The following is a 17,069-nucleotide window of genomic DNA, read 5'->3' as shown; positions in this document are numbered from 1 at the left end:
ACGCTCAATCATGAAAATCGCTTTTGTCTTTCCTGGCCAGGGTTCGCAAGCTGTCGGCATGCTGGACGCCTGGTCCGGCGTGGCGGCGGTCGCGGGCACCGTCGCACGGGCCTCGCAGGCGCTGGGTCAGGACCTGGGCGCGCTGATCGCGCAGGGTCCCGTCGAACAGCTCAACCTGACCACCAATACGCAGCCGGCCATGCTGACCGCTGGCGTTGCCTTCTATAACGCCTGGATCGCCGCGGGCGGTCGCAAGCCTGATGTCGTGGCCGGCCACAGCCTGGGCGAATACGCCGCGCTGACCGCCGCCGGTTCGCTGGCGCTGGAAGACGCCGTGCGCCTGGTGCGCGTGCGGGCCGACGCCATGCAGGCCGCCGTGCCGGTCGGCACCGGCGCCATGGCCGCCATCCTGGGCCTGGACGACGACGCCGTGCGCGCCGCGTGTGCGCAAGCCGCTCAAGGCGAAGTGGTCGAAGCCGTCAACTTCAATGCGCCCGCGCAAGTCGTGATCGCCGGCCACAAGGCCGCGGTTGAACGCGCCTGCGAACTGGCCAAGGCTGCCGGTGCCAAGCGCGCCTTGCTGCTGCCCGTATCCGCGCCGTTCCACTCCAGCCTGCTCAAGCCCGCCGCCGACGTGCTGGCTGGCGCGCTTGCCGGCGCCGCTGTGTCCGCGCCGCAAGTGCAGGTCATCAACAACGTCGATGTGGCTTCGCCCACCGACCCCGACGCGATCCGCGATGCGCTGGTTCGTCAGGCGTGGCATCCTGTGCGCTGGGTCGAAACCCTGCGCGCCATGAAGGCGCAAGGCGTCACGCACGTCATCGAATGCGGTCCGGGCAAGGTGCTTGCTGGCCTGACCAAGCGCATCGACCCCGAACTCACCGGCCTGGCCATCACCGATCCTGCTTCGCTGGAAGCGGCGATGGCAGCCGTCAACGGAAACTGATCAATGGACAACACCTCGACCGAACTGCAGGGCAAGATCGCGCTCGTCACGGGCGCGACCCGCGGCATTGGCCGGGCGATCGCCCTGGAACTGGCCGGGCGCGGCGCAACCGTCGTCGGCACCGCCACGTCCGAATCGGGCGCGGCTGGCATCACTGAAGCGCTGGCGCCTTTCGGCGGCCGCGGCGTGGTGCTGGATGTGACCGACGCCGCTGCCTGCGATGCGCTGATCGACGCGCTGGGCAAGGAAGGCGGCGGTCCGCACATCCTCGTCAATAACGCCGGCATCACCCGTGATACGCTGGCGATGCGCATGAAGGACGACGATTGGTCGGCCGTCATCGACACCAACCTGGCTTCCGTCTTCCGCCTGTCGCGCGCCGTGTTGCGCAGCATGATGAAGGCCCGCTGGGGACGCATCATCAACGTGACTTCCGTGGTGGGCTCCAGCGGCAACGCGGGCCAAGCCAATTACGCAGCCGCGAAGGCGGGCGTGGCGGGCATGGCGCGTGCTCTGGCACGTGAACTGGGCAGCCGCAACATCACCGTGAACTGCGTGGCGCCTGGCTTCATCGACACCGACATGACGCGTGCGCTGGGTGAAAACCAGACCGCGGCGCTGCTGCAACAGATTCCGCTGGGCCGTTTGGGGTCGCCGGCTGACATTGCGCATGCCGTGGCCTTTTTGTCCGGGCCGCAGGCGGGTTACATTACCGGCACCACCCTGCACGTCAACGGCGGGATGTACATGCAATAAATCACGAATCACTCGCCGCCGCCGGGCAGCCGGCAAGGCGGCGCGCGATTCTCCGGAAACGCCGCACATGGTCAACCTGCGCCGGTCTCGGCGACAGAACAAATGCGCGGTGTTATTTTTGTCACGGTCAGGCGTTGCATCACTCCGCGCTTGGCTATAATTCGCGGGATTTTTCCCAATTGGAGATCTGCATGGAAAGCATCGAACAGCGCGTCAAGAAGATCGTCGCTGAACAACTTGGCGTCAACGAAGCCGAGATCAAGAACGAGTCCTCCTTCCTTGACGACCTCGGTGCCGATTCGCTCGACATGGTCGAACTGGTCATGGCCCTCGAAGACGAATTCGAGACCGAGATCCCCGACGAAGAGGCCGAAAAGATCACGACCGTGCAACAAGCGATTGACTACATCAATTCGCACGGTAAGCAGTAAGCTCAGCCTATATCGTCCTGGTTGCCCGATTACGTCGGCCAACCTGGAATCAGGGCGGTTTCAGGAGTGCCGTGTGGTCCACCGGCAGGTCGGGCGTTGTAATGCCTCACCTGCCTTCATGTGGTCCACACGCGCAGCGCATCCCGAAAACCGCCTTTCTTTTGTCTGTTTGAGGAGTCATCCGTGAAGCGACGTGTCGTCATCACCGGCCTGGGTATCGTTTCCCCCGTAGGAAATGATCTGACCACCGCTTGGGACAATATCGTCAACGGACGTTCTGGCATCAGCCGCATCACCCGTTTCGATCCCTCGGCCATCACCACCCACATTGCTGGCGAAGTCAAAGACTTCGACATCAGTACCTATATTTCGGCCAAGGAAGCCCGCCAGATGGATACGTTCATCCATTACGGCCTGGCTGCCGGAATGCAGGCCTGGCGCGATTGCGGCCTGGAAGTCACCGAAGAAAACGCCGAGCGTATCGGCGTGATCGTGGGCTCCGGCATCGGCGGTCTGCCGCGCATCGAAGAAACCCAGGTCGATTACCTTGCCAAGGGACCTCGGCGCATTTCGCCGTTCTTCGTGCCGGGTTCGCTGATCAACCTGATTTCCGGGCATCTGTCGATCGCCTACGGCATGAAGGGCCCCAGCTACGCCGTGGTGTCGGCCTGCACGACCGGCCTGCATTGCATTGGCGATGCCGCACGCCTTATCGAATACGGCGATGCCGACGTCATGGTGGCTGGCGGCGCCGAATCCACCGTGTCGCCGCTGGGCATTGGCGGCTTTGCCGCCATGCGCGCGCTGTCGACCCGCAACGATGATCCTCAGACCGCATCGCGTCCCTGGGACCGCGACCGCGACGGCTTTGTGCTGGGCGAGGGCGCTGGCGTCCTGGTGCTGGAAGAATACGAGCACGCCAAGAAGCGCGGCGCGCGTATCTACGGTGAACTGGCTGGCTACGGCATGAGCTCCGATGCCCACCACATCACCGCACCGGACAAGGACGGCCCGCGCCGCGGCGTGATCAACGCGCTGCGCAACGGCGGCCTGAATGCCGAAGACGTCCAGTACGTCAACGCGCATGGCACGTCCACGCCGCTGGGCGACAAGAACGAAACCGACGCGCTCAAGCTGGCGTTCGGCGACCACGCCAAGAAGCTGGTGGTCAACTCGACCAAATCGATGACCGGCCACCTGCTGGGCGCGGCCGGCGGCATCGAGGCCGTGTTCACGACGCTGGCTGTGTACAACCAGGTCTCGCCTCCGACGATCAACATCTTCAATCAGGATCCGGAATGCGATCTGGATTACTGCGCGAACGAAGCGCGGCAGATGAAGATCGACGTGGGTCTGTCCAATTCGTTCGGCTTTGGCGGCACCAACGGCTCGATGGCCGTTCGCCGGGTCTGATTTGGACGACTTGGTCGGGGGGCGTTGGTCGTTCCGCCTACCTGTCTCGCAGCCCAGGGGAGCCGTCGTGCTTTTCGGGCTGGCGCTGGCCGCTGCGGCGGCCAGCGTGCTGACAGCGGCAGCCTGGCATGGTTATGCCTGGGCTGCGGCCGCGCTCCTGGCCCTTCTATTCCTCTTGGCCGGGCTGTTACACTCGGCTCGGAACGCCCCGTCCCCGGTAACGGCGCTACGTACCGCGACCGGGACTGGCCACTGGCAGCTACGCCGGCCGCAAGGCTGGCAGGACGCGCTGCTCCTGGACCAGCAACGGGGCCCAGCGTGGCTGACGCTTATCCTGCAGCCTTTGCCCACCGGGAGTACGGCCTTTACCACTAGCAAAATCACCCTCACCGTCTGGAAGCACACGCTGCGACCCGAATCCTGGCGCCGTCTGCGCCTCGTCGCGGGAACGGCGCGGCAGGCACGCCCGACGCGTCCTTTGCGGGAGGCCTCATGAGCGAGCGCGAAGTCGACGCCGAGCTTGTCGCCCGCGTGCAGCGGGGCGACAAGAAGGCATTTGACCTTCTGGTGCTCAAGTACCAGCGCAAGATCCTCCGTCTGCTGGCCCGGATGATCCGCGATCCCGCCGAAATCGAGGATGTGGCGCAGGAGGCCTTCATCAAGGCGTACCGCGCCTTGCCCCAGTTCCGCGGCGAAAGCGCCTTCTACACCTGGCTGTACCGCATCGCCATCAATACGGCGCGCAACTGGCTCGCCTCGCAGGGGCGGCGCCCCAGCGCGCCCAACGCGATTGAAACGGAAGACGGTGAAACTTTTAACGAAACCGACAACCTAACGGATATAAGCACGCCGGAATCCATGGTTGCCAGCCGCGAAATCGCCGAGACGGTGAACGCGGCCATTGAGGAACTACCTGAAGAATTGCGCACCGCAATTGTCCTGCGTGAAATCGAAGGTATGAGTTACGAAGACATCGCCCAGAGCATGGATTGCCCGATCGGTACGGTGCGCTCCCGCATTTTTCGTGCGCGTGAAGCCATTGCGACCAAGTTGCGTCCGTTGCTCGACACCGATGTCGAGCGTCGCTGGTAAGGAGTGGCAGTCATGCAAACAGCAGCCAAATCCGTTGAGATCGCCGAGTCCTCCTGGGAGGAATCGGTTTCCGCCTGGATGGACGGAGAAGATTCCGACGATATTCTTCCCAGTCTGTTGTCCAAAGAGGGACGTCAGACCTGGGACACCTATCATTTGATTGGTGATTCCCTGCGCAATTCCGATCTGGCGCTGACGCCCAGCGCGGCCTTCTCGGCCCGTCTGGCGCGCGCGCTGGACGCGGAACTGCCCATCGTAGCGGCGCCTCGGCGCCGCTCGCCGTTGCGCATGGGCCTGTCCGGCCTGGCCGTCGCCGCCGCAGTGGCCACGGTCGCGTGGGTGGCGCAGCCGTACGTCACCGGCTCGCCGGCGACGGATGTGCGCGTGCTGGCCGACGCCAGCTCGCCGGCTTCGGCCTCCGACGACTCGGGCCTGCGCGACTACCTGGAGGCCCATCGCCAGATGGCCGGCCCCAGCGCGGTCCGGCAGGTGTCGTTCGATGTCGGAGCGGGACGTTGATGGCGCTTGTGCTTCCATCACGCTGGCCGGTGCTGGGACGAGCTGCCTCGTGGCAGGCTCATCGCGCCGGCTGGTTCGCCGCCACGCTCCTCACCGCTTTCCTTGCCGCGCACGGTCCCGCGGCCGCCGCTGGCGCCACGCCGGCCGGCCAGACTGAAGACGTCGTGCAGCTGCTCACGCGCATTCAGCAGGCGGCCCGCAAGCAGGACTACGCCGGCGTCTTCATGTATCAGCAGGGCGACGTTATCCAGTCCTCGCGCCTCGTGCACGTCCTGGATGGCACCGGCGAGCGCGAACGCCTCGAGATCCTTGACGGCCAGCCGCGCGAATACCTGCGTCACAACGACGACGTGCAGTGCCTGATCCCCGAACGCAAGACCGTGCTTGTCGAGCGCCGCCGCGGAGATCGCTTCCCCGGCTTGTTGCTGGGCGATCCGGCCAACCTGTCGGAACACTACAAGATCCGCACGGAACCCACGCCGCACCGCGTTGCTGGCCGCGAATGCCGGCTGATCACGATCGAACCGCTGGACAAGCTGCGTTACGGCTATCGCCTGTGCGCGGACGTCGAAACCAATCTGCTGCTGAAGGCCCAGACGCTCAATGCCGCGCGTGGCGTGGTCGAGCAGGTGTCGTTCACCTCGCTGCGATTGGGCTCCGAAGTCGATCCGCAATCGCTGTCCTCGCGCTGGAATACCCGCGACTGGAAGGTGCTCGAGGCCAACATGCAGCCCGTGGACCTGGCGGCGCAGGGTTGGCGCATTCCGGCGCCCGACGGCTTCAAGACGATCATGCAGGTCTCACGCGCCATGAAGCGCGGATTGCCGGTCAGCCAGATGGTGCTGTCCGACGGCCTGGCGGCAATCTCGGTCTTCATCGAGCCCTATGACAGCCAGCGCAACCACCAGCCGGCGCACGGCGCGTCCCAGCGCGGCGCGATCAATGTATATGGCGCGCGCATTGCGGATTTCTGGCTGACCGCGGTGGGCGAAGTGCCCGCCGCCACGCTGGAACAACTTGCGCAGGCCACTGAGTACGTGCCTCCCGCACCCGCGGCAGCCGCACCCGCGGAGGGCGGGGCCAAATAATTCCCGCCGTTCCGCAAGCAGCAATTTCGGAGTGACATATGAAAGCAATGACGGTCTCGAACGCTTTTTTCCGGCGCTTTCTGGCGGCTGTCGCGGCGGGGGCCATGCTGTCCACCGCCTACGTGCCGGTGACGGTGGCGCAGACGGCGCCTGCCGCGGTCGGATTGCCCGACTTCACGGCTATCGTTGAAAAGGCCGATCCGGCCGTCGTCAACATCCGCACGACCGCCACGGTTCCGGTGCGCGGCGGCGGCAATGGTCCTGGCGGCAGCGATCCCTACGAACTGTTCCGCTGGTTCTTCGGTCCCGAATTCCAGCCGCCCGGACCGCAATCGCCCAATCCGCGCCAGCGTCCGCAACCGACGCCGCCTGAAGAGCGCACCGTGCCGCGCGGCGTGGGTTCGGGCTTCTTCGTGTCGGCCGACGGCTACATCCTGACCAACAACCACGTGGTCGTCGACGCGACGGACATCTACGTCACCCTGACCGACGGACGCGAATTCAAGGCCAAGGTCATCGGCACGGACGAGCGTACGGACGTGGCGCTCATCAAGATCGAAGCCAAGGACATGACGCCGCTGGTGATCGGGGATCCCAAAAAGCTCAAGAAGGGCCAGTGGGTGCTCGCCATCGGCTCGCCGTTCGGCCTGGATTCCACCGTCACTTCCGGCATCGTCAGCGCCATCGGCCGCGATACCGGCGAATACCTGCCGTTCATCCAGACCGACGTGGCGGTCAATCCCGGCAATTCGGGCGGCCCGCTGATCAATCTGGACGGCGAGGTCGTGGGCATCAATTCCCAGATCATCTCGCGCAGCGGCGGATTCATGGGCATCTCGCTGGCCATTCCGATCGACGAAGCCATGCGCGTGGTGGACCAACTGCGCACGACCGGCAAGGTCACGCGTGGCCGGGTTGGCGTGCAGATCGGTGAAGTCGGCAAGGATGTGGCCGAGGCCATCGGCCTGCCCAAGGCAGAAGGCGCGCTGGTCAGCAGCGTTGAAGCCGAAGGCCCTGCCGAGCAGGCGGGTGTGCAGCCGGGCGACGTGATCCTGAAGTTCAACAAGGAACCGATCAAGCGCTGGTCCGACCTGCCGCGCATCGTCGGCGAGACCAAGCCGGGCACGCGCGCCGACATGGAAATCTGGCGCAAGGGCAAAAGCATGACGCTGTCGGTCAAGGTGGGCGAGATCCCCACCGAGAAGGCCGCTGCCGCCGGCAAGAAGCCTGCGCCGGAACCTGAGGTCACCAACGCGCTGGGCCTGGGCGTCATCGACGTCCCCGCCGATACCCAGAAGAAGCTACGCATCAAGGGCGGCGTCCAGGTGAAGGTTGCCGATGGCGCTGCCGCGAAGGCGGGTCTGCAGGAAGGCGACATCGTGTTGGCGCTGAACGACACCGATGTCACCGGCGCAAAGCAGTTCGGCGAACTGGTCGCCAAGCTGGACAAGAGCCGCGCGACGGGCCTGCTGGTGCGCCGTGGCGACCAGACGCAATGGGTAGCGGTGCCTGCGTCCAAGTGATGACGGCCCGGACCGGCGGGCGCCTGCCCGGCGCCGCCACCGGGCAGCGAGCATGGCGGGAAACCGCCAGGTGCGGCCACCCCAGGGCGCTTTTTGTCCCGGGGCGCGCCCCGGACAAAAAAAATGGCTCAAGACCGGCTAAAATGGCTGGTTGCCGCAAGAGGGGGCGCTTGGCGCCCCCTCAGTTTTGTCCGGGCCTAGCCCGTCAGCGCCTCACACGTCGGCCGTGCACATTCCGGCGGCGGTGTCTCCCGGCCGTGTGCCGTCTGTTCCGTCCCTTATAAATTCAAGCATGCAGCATATCCGCAACTTTTCCATCATTGCCCACATCGATCACGGCAAGTCGACCCTGGCCGATCGCCTGATCCAGCGCTGCGGCGGACTGGCGGATCGCGAGATGTCGGCGCAGGTCCTCGATTCCATGGAAATCGAGCGCGAGCGCGGCATCACCATCAAGGCCCAGACGGCCGCCCTGCATTACAAGGCGCAGGACGGCAAGATCTACAACCTGAACCTGATCGACACCCCGGGGCACGTGGACTTCTCGTATGAAGTCAGCCGGTCCCTGTCCGCCTGCGAAGGCGCACTGCTGGTGGTGGACGCATCGCAGGGCGTGGAAGCGCAGACGGTGGCCAACTGCTACACCGCCATCGAACTGGGCGTGGAAGTCGTGCCGGTGCTGAACAAGATGGACCTGCCGCAGGCCGATCCCGAAGGCGCCCGCCAGGAAGTCGAGGACGTCATCGGAATCGACGCCTCGGACGCCGTGCTGGCCAGCGCCAAGACCGGCATGGGCATCGACGAAATCCTCGAAACCATCGTGGCCCGCGTGCCCGCCCCGGAAGGCGATCCCGATGCGCCGCTGCAGGCGCTGATTATTGATTCGTGGTTCGACAACTACGTCGGCGTGGTCATGCTGGTGCGCATCATCAACGGCGTGCTCAAGCCCAAGGACAAGATCCTGCTGATGGCGTCCGGCGCCACCCACCTGTGCGAGCAGACCGGCGTGTTCACGCCCAAGTCGCAGCAGCGTCCGCATCTGTCGGCGGGCGAGGTGGGCTTCATCATCGCCGGCATCAAGCAGCTTGAAGACGCCAAGGTCGGCGACACCGTCACGCTGGCCAACAAGCCCGCCGCCAACCCGTTGCCGGGCTTCAAGGAAGTCAAGCCGCAGGTGTTCGCCGGGCTGTATCCGGTCGAAAGCTCCGAATACGACCAACTGCGCGATTCGCTCGAAAAGCTCAAGCTCAACGACGCCGCGCTGATGTTCGAACCCGAAGTGTCGCAAGCGCTGGGCTTCGGTTTCCGCTGCGGTTTCCTTGGCCTCTTGCACATGGAAATCGTGCAGGAGCGTCTGGAACGCGAATTCGACATGGACATCATCACCACCGCGCCGTCGGTGGTGTACGAAGTCGAGCAGCGCGATGGCTCCGTGATCACCGTGGAAAGCCCGTCGCGGATGCCCGAGATCGGCAAGATCCAGGACATCCGCGAGCCCATCGTGAAGGTCACGCTGTTCATGCCCCAGGACTATGTCGGTCCGGTCATGACGCTGTGCAACAACAAGCGCGGCGTGCAGGTCAACATGAGCTATCACGGCCGCCAGGTTCACCTGGTGTACGAGATTCCGCTGGCCGAGATCGTGCTGGACTTCTTCGACAAGCTGAAGTCCGTGTCGCGCGGCTATGCCTCGATGGACTACGAGTTCCTGGAATACCGCTCCGCTGACGTGGTGCGTGTCGACCTGCTGATCAACAACGACCGCGTCGACGCGCTGGCCGTCATCGTCCACCGCAGCAACGCGCGCCACCGCGCGCGCGACGTGGTGACCCGCATGCGCGGCCTGATTCCGCGCCAGATGTTCGACGTGGTCATCCAGGCGGCTATCGGCGCCGAAATCATCGCGCGCGAGAACGTGAAGGCGCTGCGCAAGAACGTGCTGGCCAAGTGCTACGGCGGCGACATCTCGCGCAAGAAGAAGCTGCTGGAAAAGCAGAAGGCGGGCAAGAAGCGCATGAAGCAGGTGGGTAGCGTGGAAATTCCGCAGGAGGCGTTCCTTGCCATCCTGCAGGTGGAAGACAAATAGAACCCCAGAAGGCGATTAGCTGATGAGTTGGAACTTTGCCCTGATCCTTTTTATTCTGCTGGTGGTTACCGGCGTTATCTGGGTGCTCGATCTGGCCGTACTGCGCAAGGGGCGTGAGCGCCGTGCGCAGGCCGCGATGGCGCAATACGACGCGGCACTGGTGGGCGATGCGCAAGAGGCCGAGCGCCTGCGGCGCGAAGCCGGCGACGCCGCGCGGCGCGTGCCCTGGTGGGTCGAATACGCGGTCAGCTTCTTTCCCGTCATCTTGTTCGTGTTCATGCTGCGCTCGTTCGTGGTCGAGCCGTTCCGCATTCCGTCCGGCTCGATGCTGCCCACGCTGCAGTCCGGCGACCTGATCCTGGTGAACAAGTTCAGCTATGGTCTGCGCCTGCCCGTGATCGACAAGAAGGTCATCCCCGTCGGCGAGCCGAAGCGCGGCGACGTATTTGTGTTCCGGTACCCCGTTGATCCGAACGTCGACTACATCAAGCGCGTCGTGGGCCTGCCGGGCGACGAAGTCGCATACATCGACAAGAAGCTTTATGTCAATGGCGAACTGGTCCCGCACGTGCGTGATGGTGACTATTTCGAGCCGGATCGTGTTTCATACATCGCGCAATATAAAGAGAAGTTGGGCGACGTTGAGCACAAGATCCTGCTGGAAGAGAAGGTTCCGCAGGTGTATTCCCCGGAGAGGTGGACTTTTCCGTACCGTGAAAACTGCCAATACAGCCACAATGGGGTACGCTGCAAAGTACCCGAGGGCAATTATTTCGCCATGGGCGATAATCGGGACAACAGCGCGGACAGCCGGTATTGGGGCTTCGTTCCGGAAGCCAACATCGTCGGCCGCGCTTTCTTCATCTGGATGAACTTCAGCGATCTGAGCCGTATCGGCCGATTCAACTGATTATGTCGCTAGCCACGCTAGAAAACCGCCTGGATTACCACTTCGGTGATGCGGCCTTGCTTGAACAGGCGCTGACGCACCGTAGCCACGGTGCGCGCCATAACGAGCGGTTGGAATTCCTTGGGGATTCCGTGCTGAACTTCGTCGTGGCGGCGATGCTGTTCGAACGCTATTCAAAAATCGACGAGGGCGATCTGTCGCGTTTGCGGGCCAACCTGGTCAAGCAGGCGTCGCTGGCAGATATCGCCCAGCGGCTGGAACTGTCCCAGTACCTTCGTCTGGGCGAAGGCGAACTCAAGAGCGGCGGATTCCGCCGCCCGTCCATTCTGGCCGACACGGTCGAAGCGATTTTCGGCGCTGTCTTCCTGGATGCGGGTTTCGAGGCAGCGCGCCGTGTGATCGTGCGCCAATACCAGCCGGTGCTGGCATCCGTGGATCCCAAGACACTCGGCAAGGACGCCAAGACCTTGCTGCAGGAATTTTTGCAGGGCCGCAAGCTGGCCCTGCCGCTGTATACGGTGGTGGCCACGCACGGCGCGGCCCACAGCCAGCAGTTCGAAGTCGAGTGCGCCATTCCGGCGCTCGATATCAAGGTAATGGCGCCCGGCGCCAGCCGCCGCGCCGCTGAGCAGTCGGCCGCCAAGCTGGCGCTCGAGGCCGCGCTGGCCGTCAGCCCGGCCACCAAGGCTGCCCGCAAGTCGGGCAAGGCGCGCAAAACCGCGCAATTGTCGCTGCCCGTGGCAGTGGCTCAAGAGACTAAATGAGCGATACACCTTTTCGTACCGGCTTCGTTGCCATCGTCGGCCGCCCCAACGTGGGCAAGTCCACGCTGACGAACGCCCTGATCGGTTCCAAGATTTCCATCGTGTCGCGCAAGGCGCAGACCACGCGCCACCGCATCCACGGTGTGCTGACGCGCGAGCACGAGCAGTTCGTGTTCGTCGATACCCCCGGTTTCCAGACGCGCCACGGTGGCGCGATGAACCGCATGATGAACCGCGTCGTCACGCAGGCCCTGGCCGACGTGGACGTGGTGGTGCATGTGGTTGAAGCCGGCAAGTGGTCCGAAGGCGACGCCAAGTTGCTGCCGCTGTTGCCCAACCCCGAACGCACGATCCTGGTCGTCTCCAAGATCGATGCACTGAAGAACCGCGACGATCTGTTCGCGTTCGTGTCCAAGATCATGGCGCAGCATCCGTTCGGCGCCGTGGTGCCGGTCAGCGCCACCAAGAATCAGCAACTGGACCAGCTGCTTGACGAAATCGCATCGCGCCTGCCGGAAGGCGAGCCGATGTTCGAGGAAGACACGCTGACCGACCGTCCCATGCGCTTCATCGCGGCCGAACTGGTGCGCGAGAAGATCTTCCGCCTGGTGGGCGACGAGCTGCCTTACGGCTGCACGGTCGTCATCGAGCAATGGGAAGAGACCGCCAAGGGCGCCACCATCAACGCCTGTGTCGTCGTCGAGCGCGACAGCCACAAGCCCATCCTGCTGGGCACGGGCGGCATGCACATGAAGCGGATCGCCACCGAGGCGCGGCAGGACATTGCCAAGCTGCTGGACAAACCCGTGCATCTGGAGGTCTACATCAAGGTGCGCAAGGGCTGGTCCGACCGCGAGGGTGCGCTGCGCGACTTGGGTTATGAGTAGACGGGCGCCACGCGTCCAGGATCGACCGGGGTTCATGCTTCACGCCACCGCGTGGCGTGAAACCTCCCTGATTGTCCAGACTTTTTCTCGCGATCATGGCTGCGTGGCCATGGTCGCCAAGGGCGCCAAGCGCCCTTATTCCGTTTTGCGCCCCGTGTTGTCGGCTTTCCAGCCGCTGCTGCTGTCCTGGACGGGCAACGGCGAGGTCAAGACGCTGACGCGCGCCGAGATTGCCGGCATCCGGCCGCTGGCCGGGGCCGCGCTCATGTCCGCCTGGTACATGAACGAACTGCTGCTGCGCCTGCTGCCGCGCGAGGACGCGCATCCGCTGTTGTTCGACGCATACGACATGGCCTTGCAGCAACTGTCTGCCGGCACTCGCGCGGCCGGGGCGCTGCGCCGCTTCGAATGGACCTTGCTGCGCGAAACGGGCTACGGCGTCGACGAGGCGCCGCCCGATTTCGACGACCCTGCCATCGAGCCCGCCTTGCGCACCGACTTGCGCGCGCGCCTGGCCGAGATTCTGGCGGGCCGTCCGCTGTCCACGCGGCGCGTGCTGCTGGACCTGCAACGCATCTGATCCCCCCGCCGGCCTCATGACGTTCACGCTCAAACAGGTCGAAACCTTCCGCACCGTCTACGAGACGGAAAGCGTCACCGCCGCCGCACGGCGCCTGGACGTGTCGCCTGCAACCGTCAGCGCAACGCTGGCCTCGCTGGAAGCCAGCATCGAGCTGCGCCTGTTCGAGCGCGTGCGCCAGCGCATGCAGCGCACGCCCGAGGCTACGCTGCTGTATGAAGAGATCCGCCGCTTGAATGTGGGCCTGGAAAGCCTGGGACGCAAGATCCGGGCGATCCGCGGCGCGGCGCAGCCGCGGCTGCGCATCGGCTGCATCCACGCCTACAGCGGCGCGATCGTCAGCGATGCGATATCGCGTTTTCGCGTGCGCTATCGGGATACGCCGCTATACCTGCAGATCCGAGATTCCAACACGCTGCGCGACATGGTGGTGTCCGGGGAATTGGATCTGGCGGCGGTGGCCGATGAATCCGAACTCGAAGGGCTGCGCGGGCATCGTCTGGCCAGCTTGCGCGCGGTGGCCGTGTTTCCCGCCAGCCATGCGCTGGCGCGCCTGGAATCGGTGAATTTCTCCCATCTGGCCGAAGTCGATGTGATTGCGCTGAACGCCGAAGACGGATCGCGCAAGCGGCTGGATGCGCTCTTGCGCCAGGCCGGTCAAAGCCTGCGCGTGGCGATCGAGACGCCGTATTCCAGCACCGTGTGTCAGCTTGCGCTGGCCGGGCATGGGGTGGGAATCGCCAACCCGGCTACGGCGCTGGGCATGGAGGCCATGGGCCTTACCTACCGGCCGCTCGAGGCGCCCGTGCATTTCGAATGCCACATGATCGTGCACGGCAGCCGCCCGTTGTCCGAAGCCGGCAGGTTCTGGGCGACGTGCCTGCGCGGCGCACTGGCGCCGCTGGTCGAACGGTTTGGTGTGTAGCCCGGGGATCAGCCCCGGCGACCGTCGGACGTCAGCATCAGCACCACGTTGGATTCCGCATCCAGCTTTCCGGCCCGCCTGAGCCGGGCGACGGCCGCCAGCGCGGCGGCCGACGACAGTTCCGCGCCCAGTCCCATGCGCTCTAGGCGTTGCCGGGCCTGCCCGGCTTGCGCGTCGGAGGTCTCCACCGGTATGCCTTCCGACCGCGACAGGGCTTCCAATGCTTGCAGCGTGCACGTGCCGCCCGCAATGGAATACTGCTGGGTCGCGCTTTCCCATTGGCCACGGGCGTCGCCGGTTTCCAGCGCGCGCGACAGGCGGGCGTAGGGTTCCACGGCGTGCAGCCGGGGCAGTCGGGCGATGCGTCCGGTCTGAAGCAGGTGCTGCCAGCCCAGGAAGATGCCCCACAGCAGGTCGCCGCGCGCGGTCGGGACGATGATGTCCGTGGGCAGGCCGCAGTCGTCCAGGATTTCCTGAGCAATCGGCTTGTAGCCCTCGACGCCGTACGGATGCGTGCCCACCGGCGGATTGAGGTAATTGGTGCCCGCGAACGCGCCGTGGTTGCGGCACAGGTCGGCCACGTACGGCCAGCGGCCCAGGCTGTCTTCGAAGGCGCGCAGCCGTGCGCCGAAGCGCTCCATCGCTTCGCGCTGCAGCGGCGGGCAGTTGTGGGTGATGGCGATGTCGGCCTGCAAACCGGCCGCCGCGCAGTAGGCGGCCAGCGACACGCCCGCATTGCCGCTGGAGGCCGCCGCGACGCGCGTGGCGCCGGCCAGGCGCGCACGCGAGACCAGTTGCGCCGACATGCGGTCCTTGTGGCTGCCGGTGGGATTGGCGCTTTCGCACTTGAGCCACAGCGCGCCCACGCCTTCTTCGTGTGCCAGGTCGGGCGCGGACAGGCATGGGGTGCCGCCTTCGCCCAACGTCACGGCCGACAGCACCGGCAGGGGTATGGCGCCGTCCTGCGACGGCGCGTCGTATTGGCACTCCAGGGTGGCGGGGTGCCCAGCCGCCAGGCACGAAGGGCAGCCTTCGGGATAGTCGCCCGCGGGCCAGAGGGTTGCGCAGCGGATGCAGCGCAGGCCGGACAATCTGGGGTTCATCTGCATGGGTCAGTATCTTGAAGCAAGAGAGTCCAAGGAAAGAGGGGGCGCGACCTGCAGCAGGCAATCGCCGTCGTCACTGCGCGCGATGGGACGCAGGCAGACTACGGTGCCCGCCTGTGGGCTGAGCAATGGGCGCGGAGGGACGTCGGGCCGTGCCGGTTCGATCAGGCGGCCGATGGGCTGCTGCGCGGCCACGGATTGTCCCAGCTCCACGGCGGGAACGAATACGCCGGACTCGCGGGCACGCAGCGTCGCGGCGGGGGTGTCCAGGTCGTAGAGGCGGACCTGCGCATCCTGGGCGGGGTGTGCAGACTCGGGACGGGACAGCAACCCCAACTCTGCCAGGCAGCCCAGCAGCCCGTCGCGGCAGCTGTCCGCCAGCGATTGGCTCGTTTCCCGGCCGCCGCCGATCTCGGCTGAAAGCCGCAGCACGCCGTGACGGCTGGCCGCCGCCGGCATGGAACCGGCCTCGCCGCCGCGAAAGAACACGCAGTCGGGCAGTCCGAATGCCCGCGCGAGCGCCGGCAGACGCTCGTCATACGCATCGTTGCCGTAGCGGGTGATGACCGATGACGGCAGGTAGCGCAGCGACGCGCCGCCGCTGTGCACGTCCACCATGGCCTGCACCCGGGGAAGCAGCCGAGCCTCCAAGGCCGCCGCGATGCTTTCGGTGTAGCCGCGCGCCGGTTCGCCCAAAAAAGCGCGGTTCAGGTTGCCGCCATCAGATGGCGACAGCCGCGTGCCGGCCAGCGACGCTTCCGCATTGACGGCGGGAAGCAGATAGACCGTGCCGCGTTGCAGAATCTCCGGCAACCGATGCCACAGATCCAGAATGGCGGCCTGGCCTTCCCATTCGTCGCCGTGCACGCCTGCGATGAGCGCGACGGCGGGCCCCGCGTCCGCCTCGATCCGCAACACCGGGATCGTGACGCGCCGGTAAGCCGACGCGTTGGTGGCGGCGGCCACGGAGAAATCCTCGCGGGTTACGTTGGCCATGCGCAGGCTCCGTTGGGTGTTCGGGCGCGGTTCAATCCAGCGTGGCGGCCTTGATGATGCTTTCCCACTTGGGCAGCTCCTTTTTGATCTGGGCCTGGACATCCTGCGGCGTGCCCCCCAGGGGTTCCTGCGACCGGCTGCGCAACTCGCGGCTCACCACGTCCGAGCGCAACGCCTGATTCATCGCGGCGTTCAACCGCGAGATCGCGGCAACGGGCGTGCCTGCCGGTGCAACCAGGGCGCTCCACGCGGACTGCTCGTACTCCGGATAGCCTTGTTCGGCCACCGTCGGCACGTCCGGGTTGGACGCGGCCCGCTTGCGGGTGGTGACGGCGAGCGCGCGCAGGCGGCCGTCCTTCAGGTTGCCGATCAAGGGCGGCAGGTTTTCCATCATGGCGTCCACGTGGCCGCCCAGCAGGTCCGAGAGCTGCGCGGCCGTGGCCTTGTAGGGGATCTGCCGAACCGCGGCGCCGGTCTGGGCGATGAACAGCTTGACGCCAACTTCGCTGGTCGTGCCCGGATCGGCCGAGGTCATGGTCAGGCGGTCCGGCTGCGCCCGGCTGGCTTCGATGAATCCTTTCAGATCGCGGTACGGCGACGCGGCATTCACGACGATCACATTCGGGGTCTCGGCGACCAGGCCGATGGGCTTGAGGTCACGGTCAAGGTCGTAGAGCTGCTGCTTGAACAGGTACCGATGCAGCACCAGCGTGCCGACGTGGGCATAACCGATGGTGTAGCCGTCCGCGGGGGCCCGGACCACGGCCTGCGTGCCGATGCGGCCGCCGGCGCCCACGCGGTTCTCGACGACGACTGGCTGGCCGAGCAGCCGGCTCATCTCCTGACCGATCAGGCGGGCGGTGATGTCGGCATTGCCGCCCGCGGCGGCCGGCACGATCAGCGTGATGGCGCGTTCGGGGTAGTCGGCGTGCGCGTGCGGCGCGGCAAGGCAAAGCAACAGGGCGGCAAGGCAGGCAGAGCGTTTCATGACGATTCCCGAGGCGTTGAGGGCTGCGCCATTGTGCGTCCGGGAATCGGCGTTTCCGT

17 protein-coding genes are annotated in these 17,069 nt (G+C 65.5%); 14 read left to right on the top strand and 3 right to left on the bottom strand.

Annotated features, from left to right (window positions below):
- Positions 1-10 precede the first annotated feature (10 nt).
- The 14 genes from fabD (at position 11) to KW836_RS26760 (ending at position 13,920) form a co-directional block, all read left to right on the top strand.
- Positions 11-946 (top strand): ACP S-malonyltransferase, encoded by a 936-nt coding sequence (fabD, locus tag KW836_RS26825; protein ID WP_175137339.1) that lies wholly within the window; start codon positions 11-13, stop codon positions 944-946.
- A gap of 3 nt (positions 947-949) precedes the next feature.
- Complete coding sequence (fabG, locus tag KW836_RS26820) at positions 950-1,702, top strand: 3-oxoacyl-ACP reductase FabG (protein WP_175122953.1); 753 nt, start codon at positions 950-952, stop codon at positions 1,700-1,702.
- Between the two features lie 191 nt (positions 1,703-1,893).
- A complete protein-coding gene (acpP, locus tag KW836_RS26815; RefSeq protein ID WP_003813816.1) occupies positions 1,894-2,133 on the top strand; it encodes an acyl carrier protein in 240 nt (79 codons plus the stop codon).
- Positions 2,134-2,316: 183 nt separating this feature from the next.
- Entirely contained in the window at positions 2,317-3,546 is a 1,230-nt protein-coding gene (gene fabF / locus KW836_RS26810) for a beta-ketoacyl-ACP synthase II (RefSeq protein WP_175122952.1), read from the top strand.
- A gap of 492 nt (positions 3,547-4,038) precedes the next feature.
- Complete coding sequence (gene rpoE / locus KW836_RS26805) at positions 4,039-4,638, top strand: RNA polymerase sigma factor RpoE (RefSeq protein ID WP_008161984.1); 600 nt, start codon at positions 4,039-4,041, stop codon at positions 4,636-4,638.
- Between the two features lie 12 nt (positions 4,639-4,650).
- Complete coding sequence (locus tag KW836_RS26800; RefSeq protein ID WP_105237797.1) at positions 4,651-5,157, top strand: sigma-E factor negative regulatory protein; 507 nt, start codon at positions 4,651-4,653, stop codon at positions 5,155-5,157.
- Entirely contained in the window at positions 5,157-6,245 is a 1,089-nt protein-coding gene (locus KW836_RS26795) for a MucB/RseB C-terminal domain-containing protein (RefSeq protein ID WP_218345226.1), read from the top strand. Before KW836_RS26800 ends, KW836_RS26795 begins: the two co-directional genes overlap by 1 nt.
- A 38-nt stretch (positions 6,246-6,283) precedes the next feature.
- Positions 6,284-7,768: a DegQ family serine endoprotease gene (locus KW836_RS26790; RefSeq protein ID WP_175122950.1), complete on the top strand. Its 1,485-nt coding sequence runs from the start codon at positions 6,284-6,286 to the stop codon at positions 7,766-7,768.
- Positions 7,769-8,060: 292 nt separating this feature from the next.
- The gene (gene lepA, locus KW836_RS26785; RefSeq protein ID WP_191576748.1) at positions 8,061-9,854 is read left to right on the top strand and encodes a translation elongation factor 4; all 1,794 of its coding nucleotides are present in this window, start codon (positions 8,061-8,063) and stop codon (positions 9,852-9,854) included.
- A gap of 22 nt (positions 9,855-9,876) precedes the next feature.
- A complete protein-coding gene (gene lepB, locus KW836_RS26780) occupies positions 9,877-10,764 on the top strand; it encodes a signal peptidase I (protein ID WP_218345225.1) in 888 nt (295 codons plus the stop codon).
- Positions 10,765-10,766: 2 nt separating this feature from the next.
- Positions 10,767-11,528 (top strand): ribonuclease III, encoded by a 762-nt coding sequence (rnc, locus tag KW836_RS26775; protein WP_175122947.1) that lies wholly within the window; start codon positions 10,767-10,769, stop codon positions 11,526-11,528.
- Positions 11,525-12,415 carry a GTPase Era gene (gene era, locus KW836_RS26770; protein WP_056321933.1) on the top strand — a complete coding sequence of 297 codons (891 nt, stop codon included), beginning with the start codon at positions 11,525-11,527 and terminating at the stop codon, positions 12,413-12,415. Before rnc ends, era begins: the two co-directional genes overlap by 4 nt.
- Complete coding sequence (gene recO / locus KW836_RS26765) at positions 12,408-12,995, top strand: DNA repair protein RecO (RefSeq protein ID WP_175122946.1); 588 nt, start codon at positions 12,408-12,410, stop codon at positions 12,993-12,995. Before era ends, recO begins: the two co-directional genes overlap by 8 nt.
- A gap of 16 nt (positions 12,996-13,011) precedes the next feature.
- On the top strand, positions 13,012-13,920 hold the full coding sequence (locus tag KW836_RS26760) for a LysR family transcriptional regulator (RefSeq protein ID WP_218345224.1): 909 nt from the start codon (positions 13,012-13,014) through the stop codon (positions 13,918-13,920).
- Positions 13,921-13,928: 8 nt separating this feature from the next.
- Here KW836_RS26760 and KW836_RS26755 read toward each other — a convergent pair whose 3' ends face one another.
- The 3 genes from KW836_RS26755 to KW836_RS26745 are packed head-to-tail and all read right to left on the bottom strand — an operon-like array spanning position 13,929 to position 17,010.
- Positions 13,929-15,029: a pyridoxal-phosphate dependent enzyme gene (locus KW836_RS26755; protein ID WP_218345223.1), complete on the bottom strand. Its 1,101-nt coding sequence runs from the start codon at positions 15,027-15,029 to the stop codon at positions 13,929-13,931.
- Between the two features lie 3 nt (positions 15,030-15,032).
- Positions 15,033-16,022: a succinylglutamate desuccinylase/aspartoacylase family protein gene (locus KW836_RS26750; protein ID WP_218345222.1), complete on the bottom strand. Its 990-nt coding sequence runs from the start codon at positions 16,020-16,022 to the stop codon at positions 15,033-15,035.
- Positions 16,023-16,053: 31 nt separating this feature from the next.
- The gene (locus tag KW836_RS26745) at positions 16,054-17,010 is read right to left on the bottom strand and encodes a tripartite tricarboxylate transporter substrate binding protein (RefSeq protein ID WP_218345221.1); all 957 of its coding nucleotides are present in this window, start codon (positions 17,008-17,010) and stop codon (positions 16,054-16,056) included.
- Positions 17,011-17,069 lie beyond the last annotated feature (59 nt).

The sequence above is a fragment of the Achromobacter sp. ACM05 genome (genome assembly GCF_019218915.1).
Classification (GTDB): domain Bacteria; phylum Pseudomonadota; class Gammaproteobacteria; order Burkholderiales; family Burkholderiaceae_B; genus Achromobacter; species Achromobacter animicus.
This window is presented reverse-complemented; position numbering and strand designations above follow the sequence as displayed.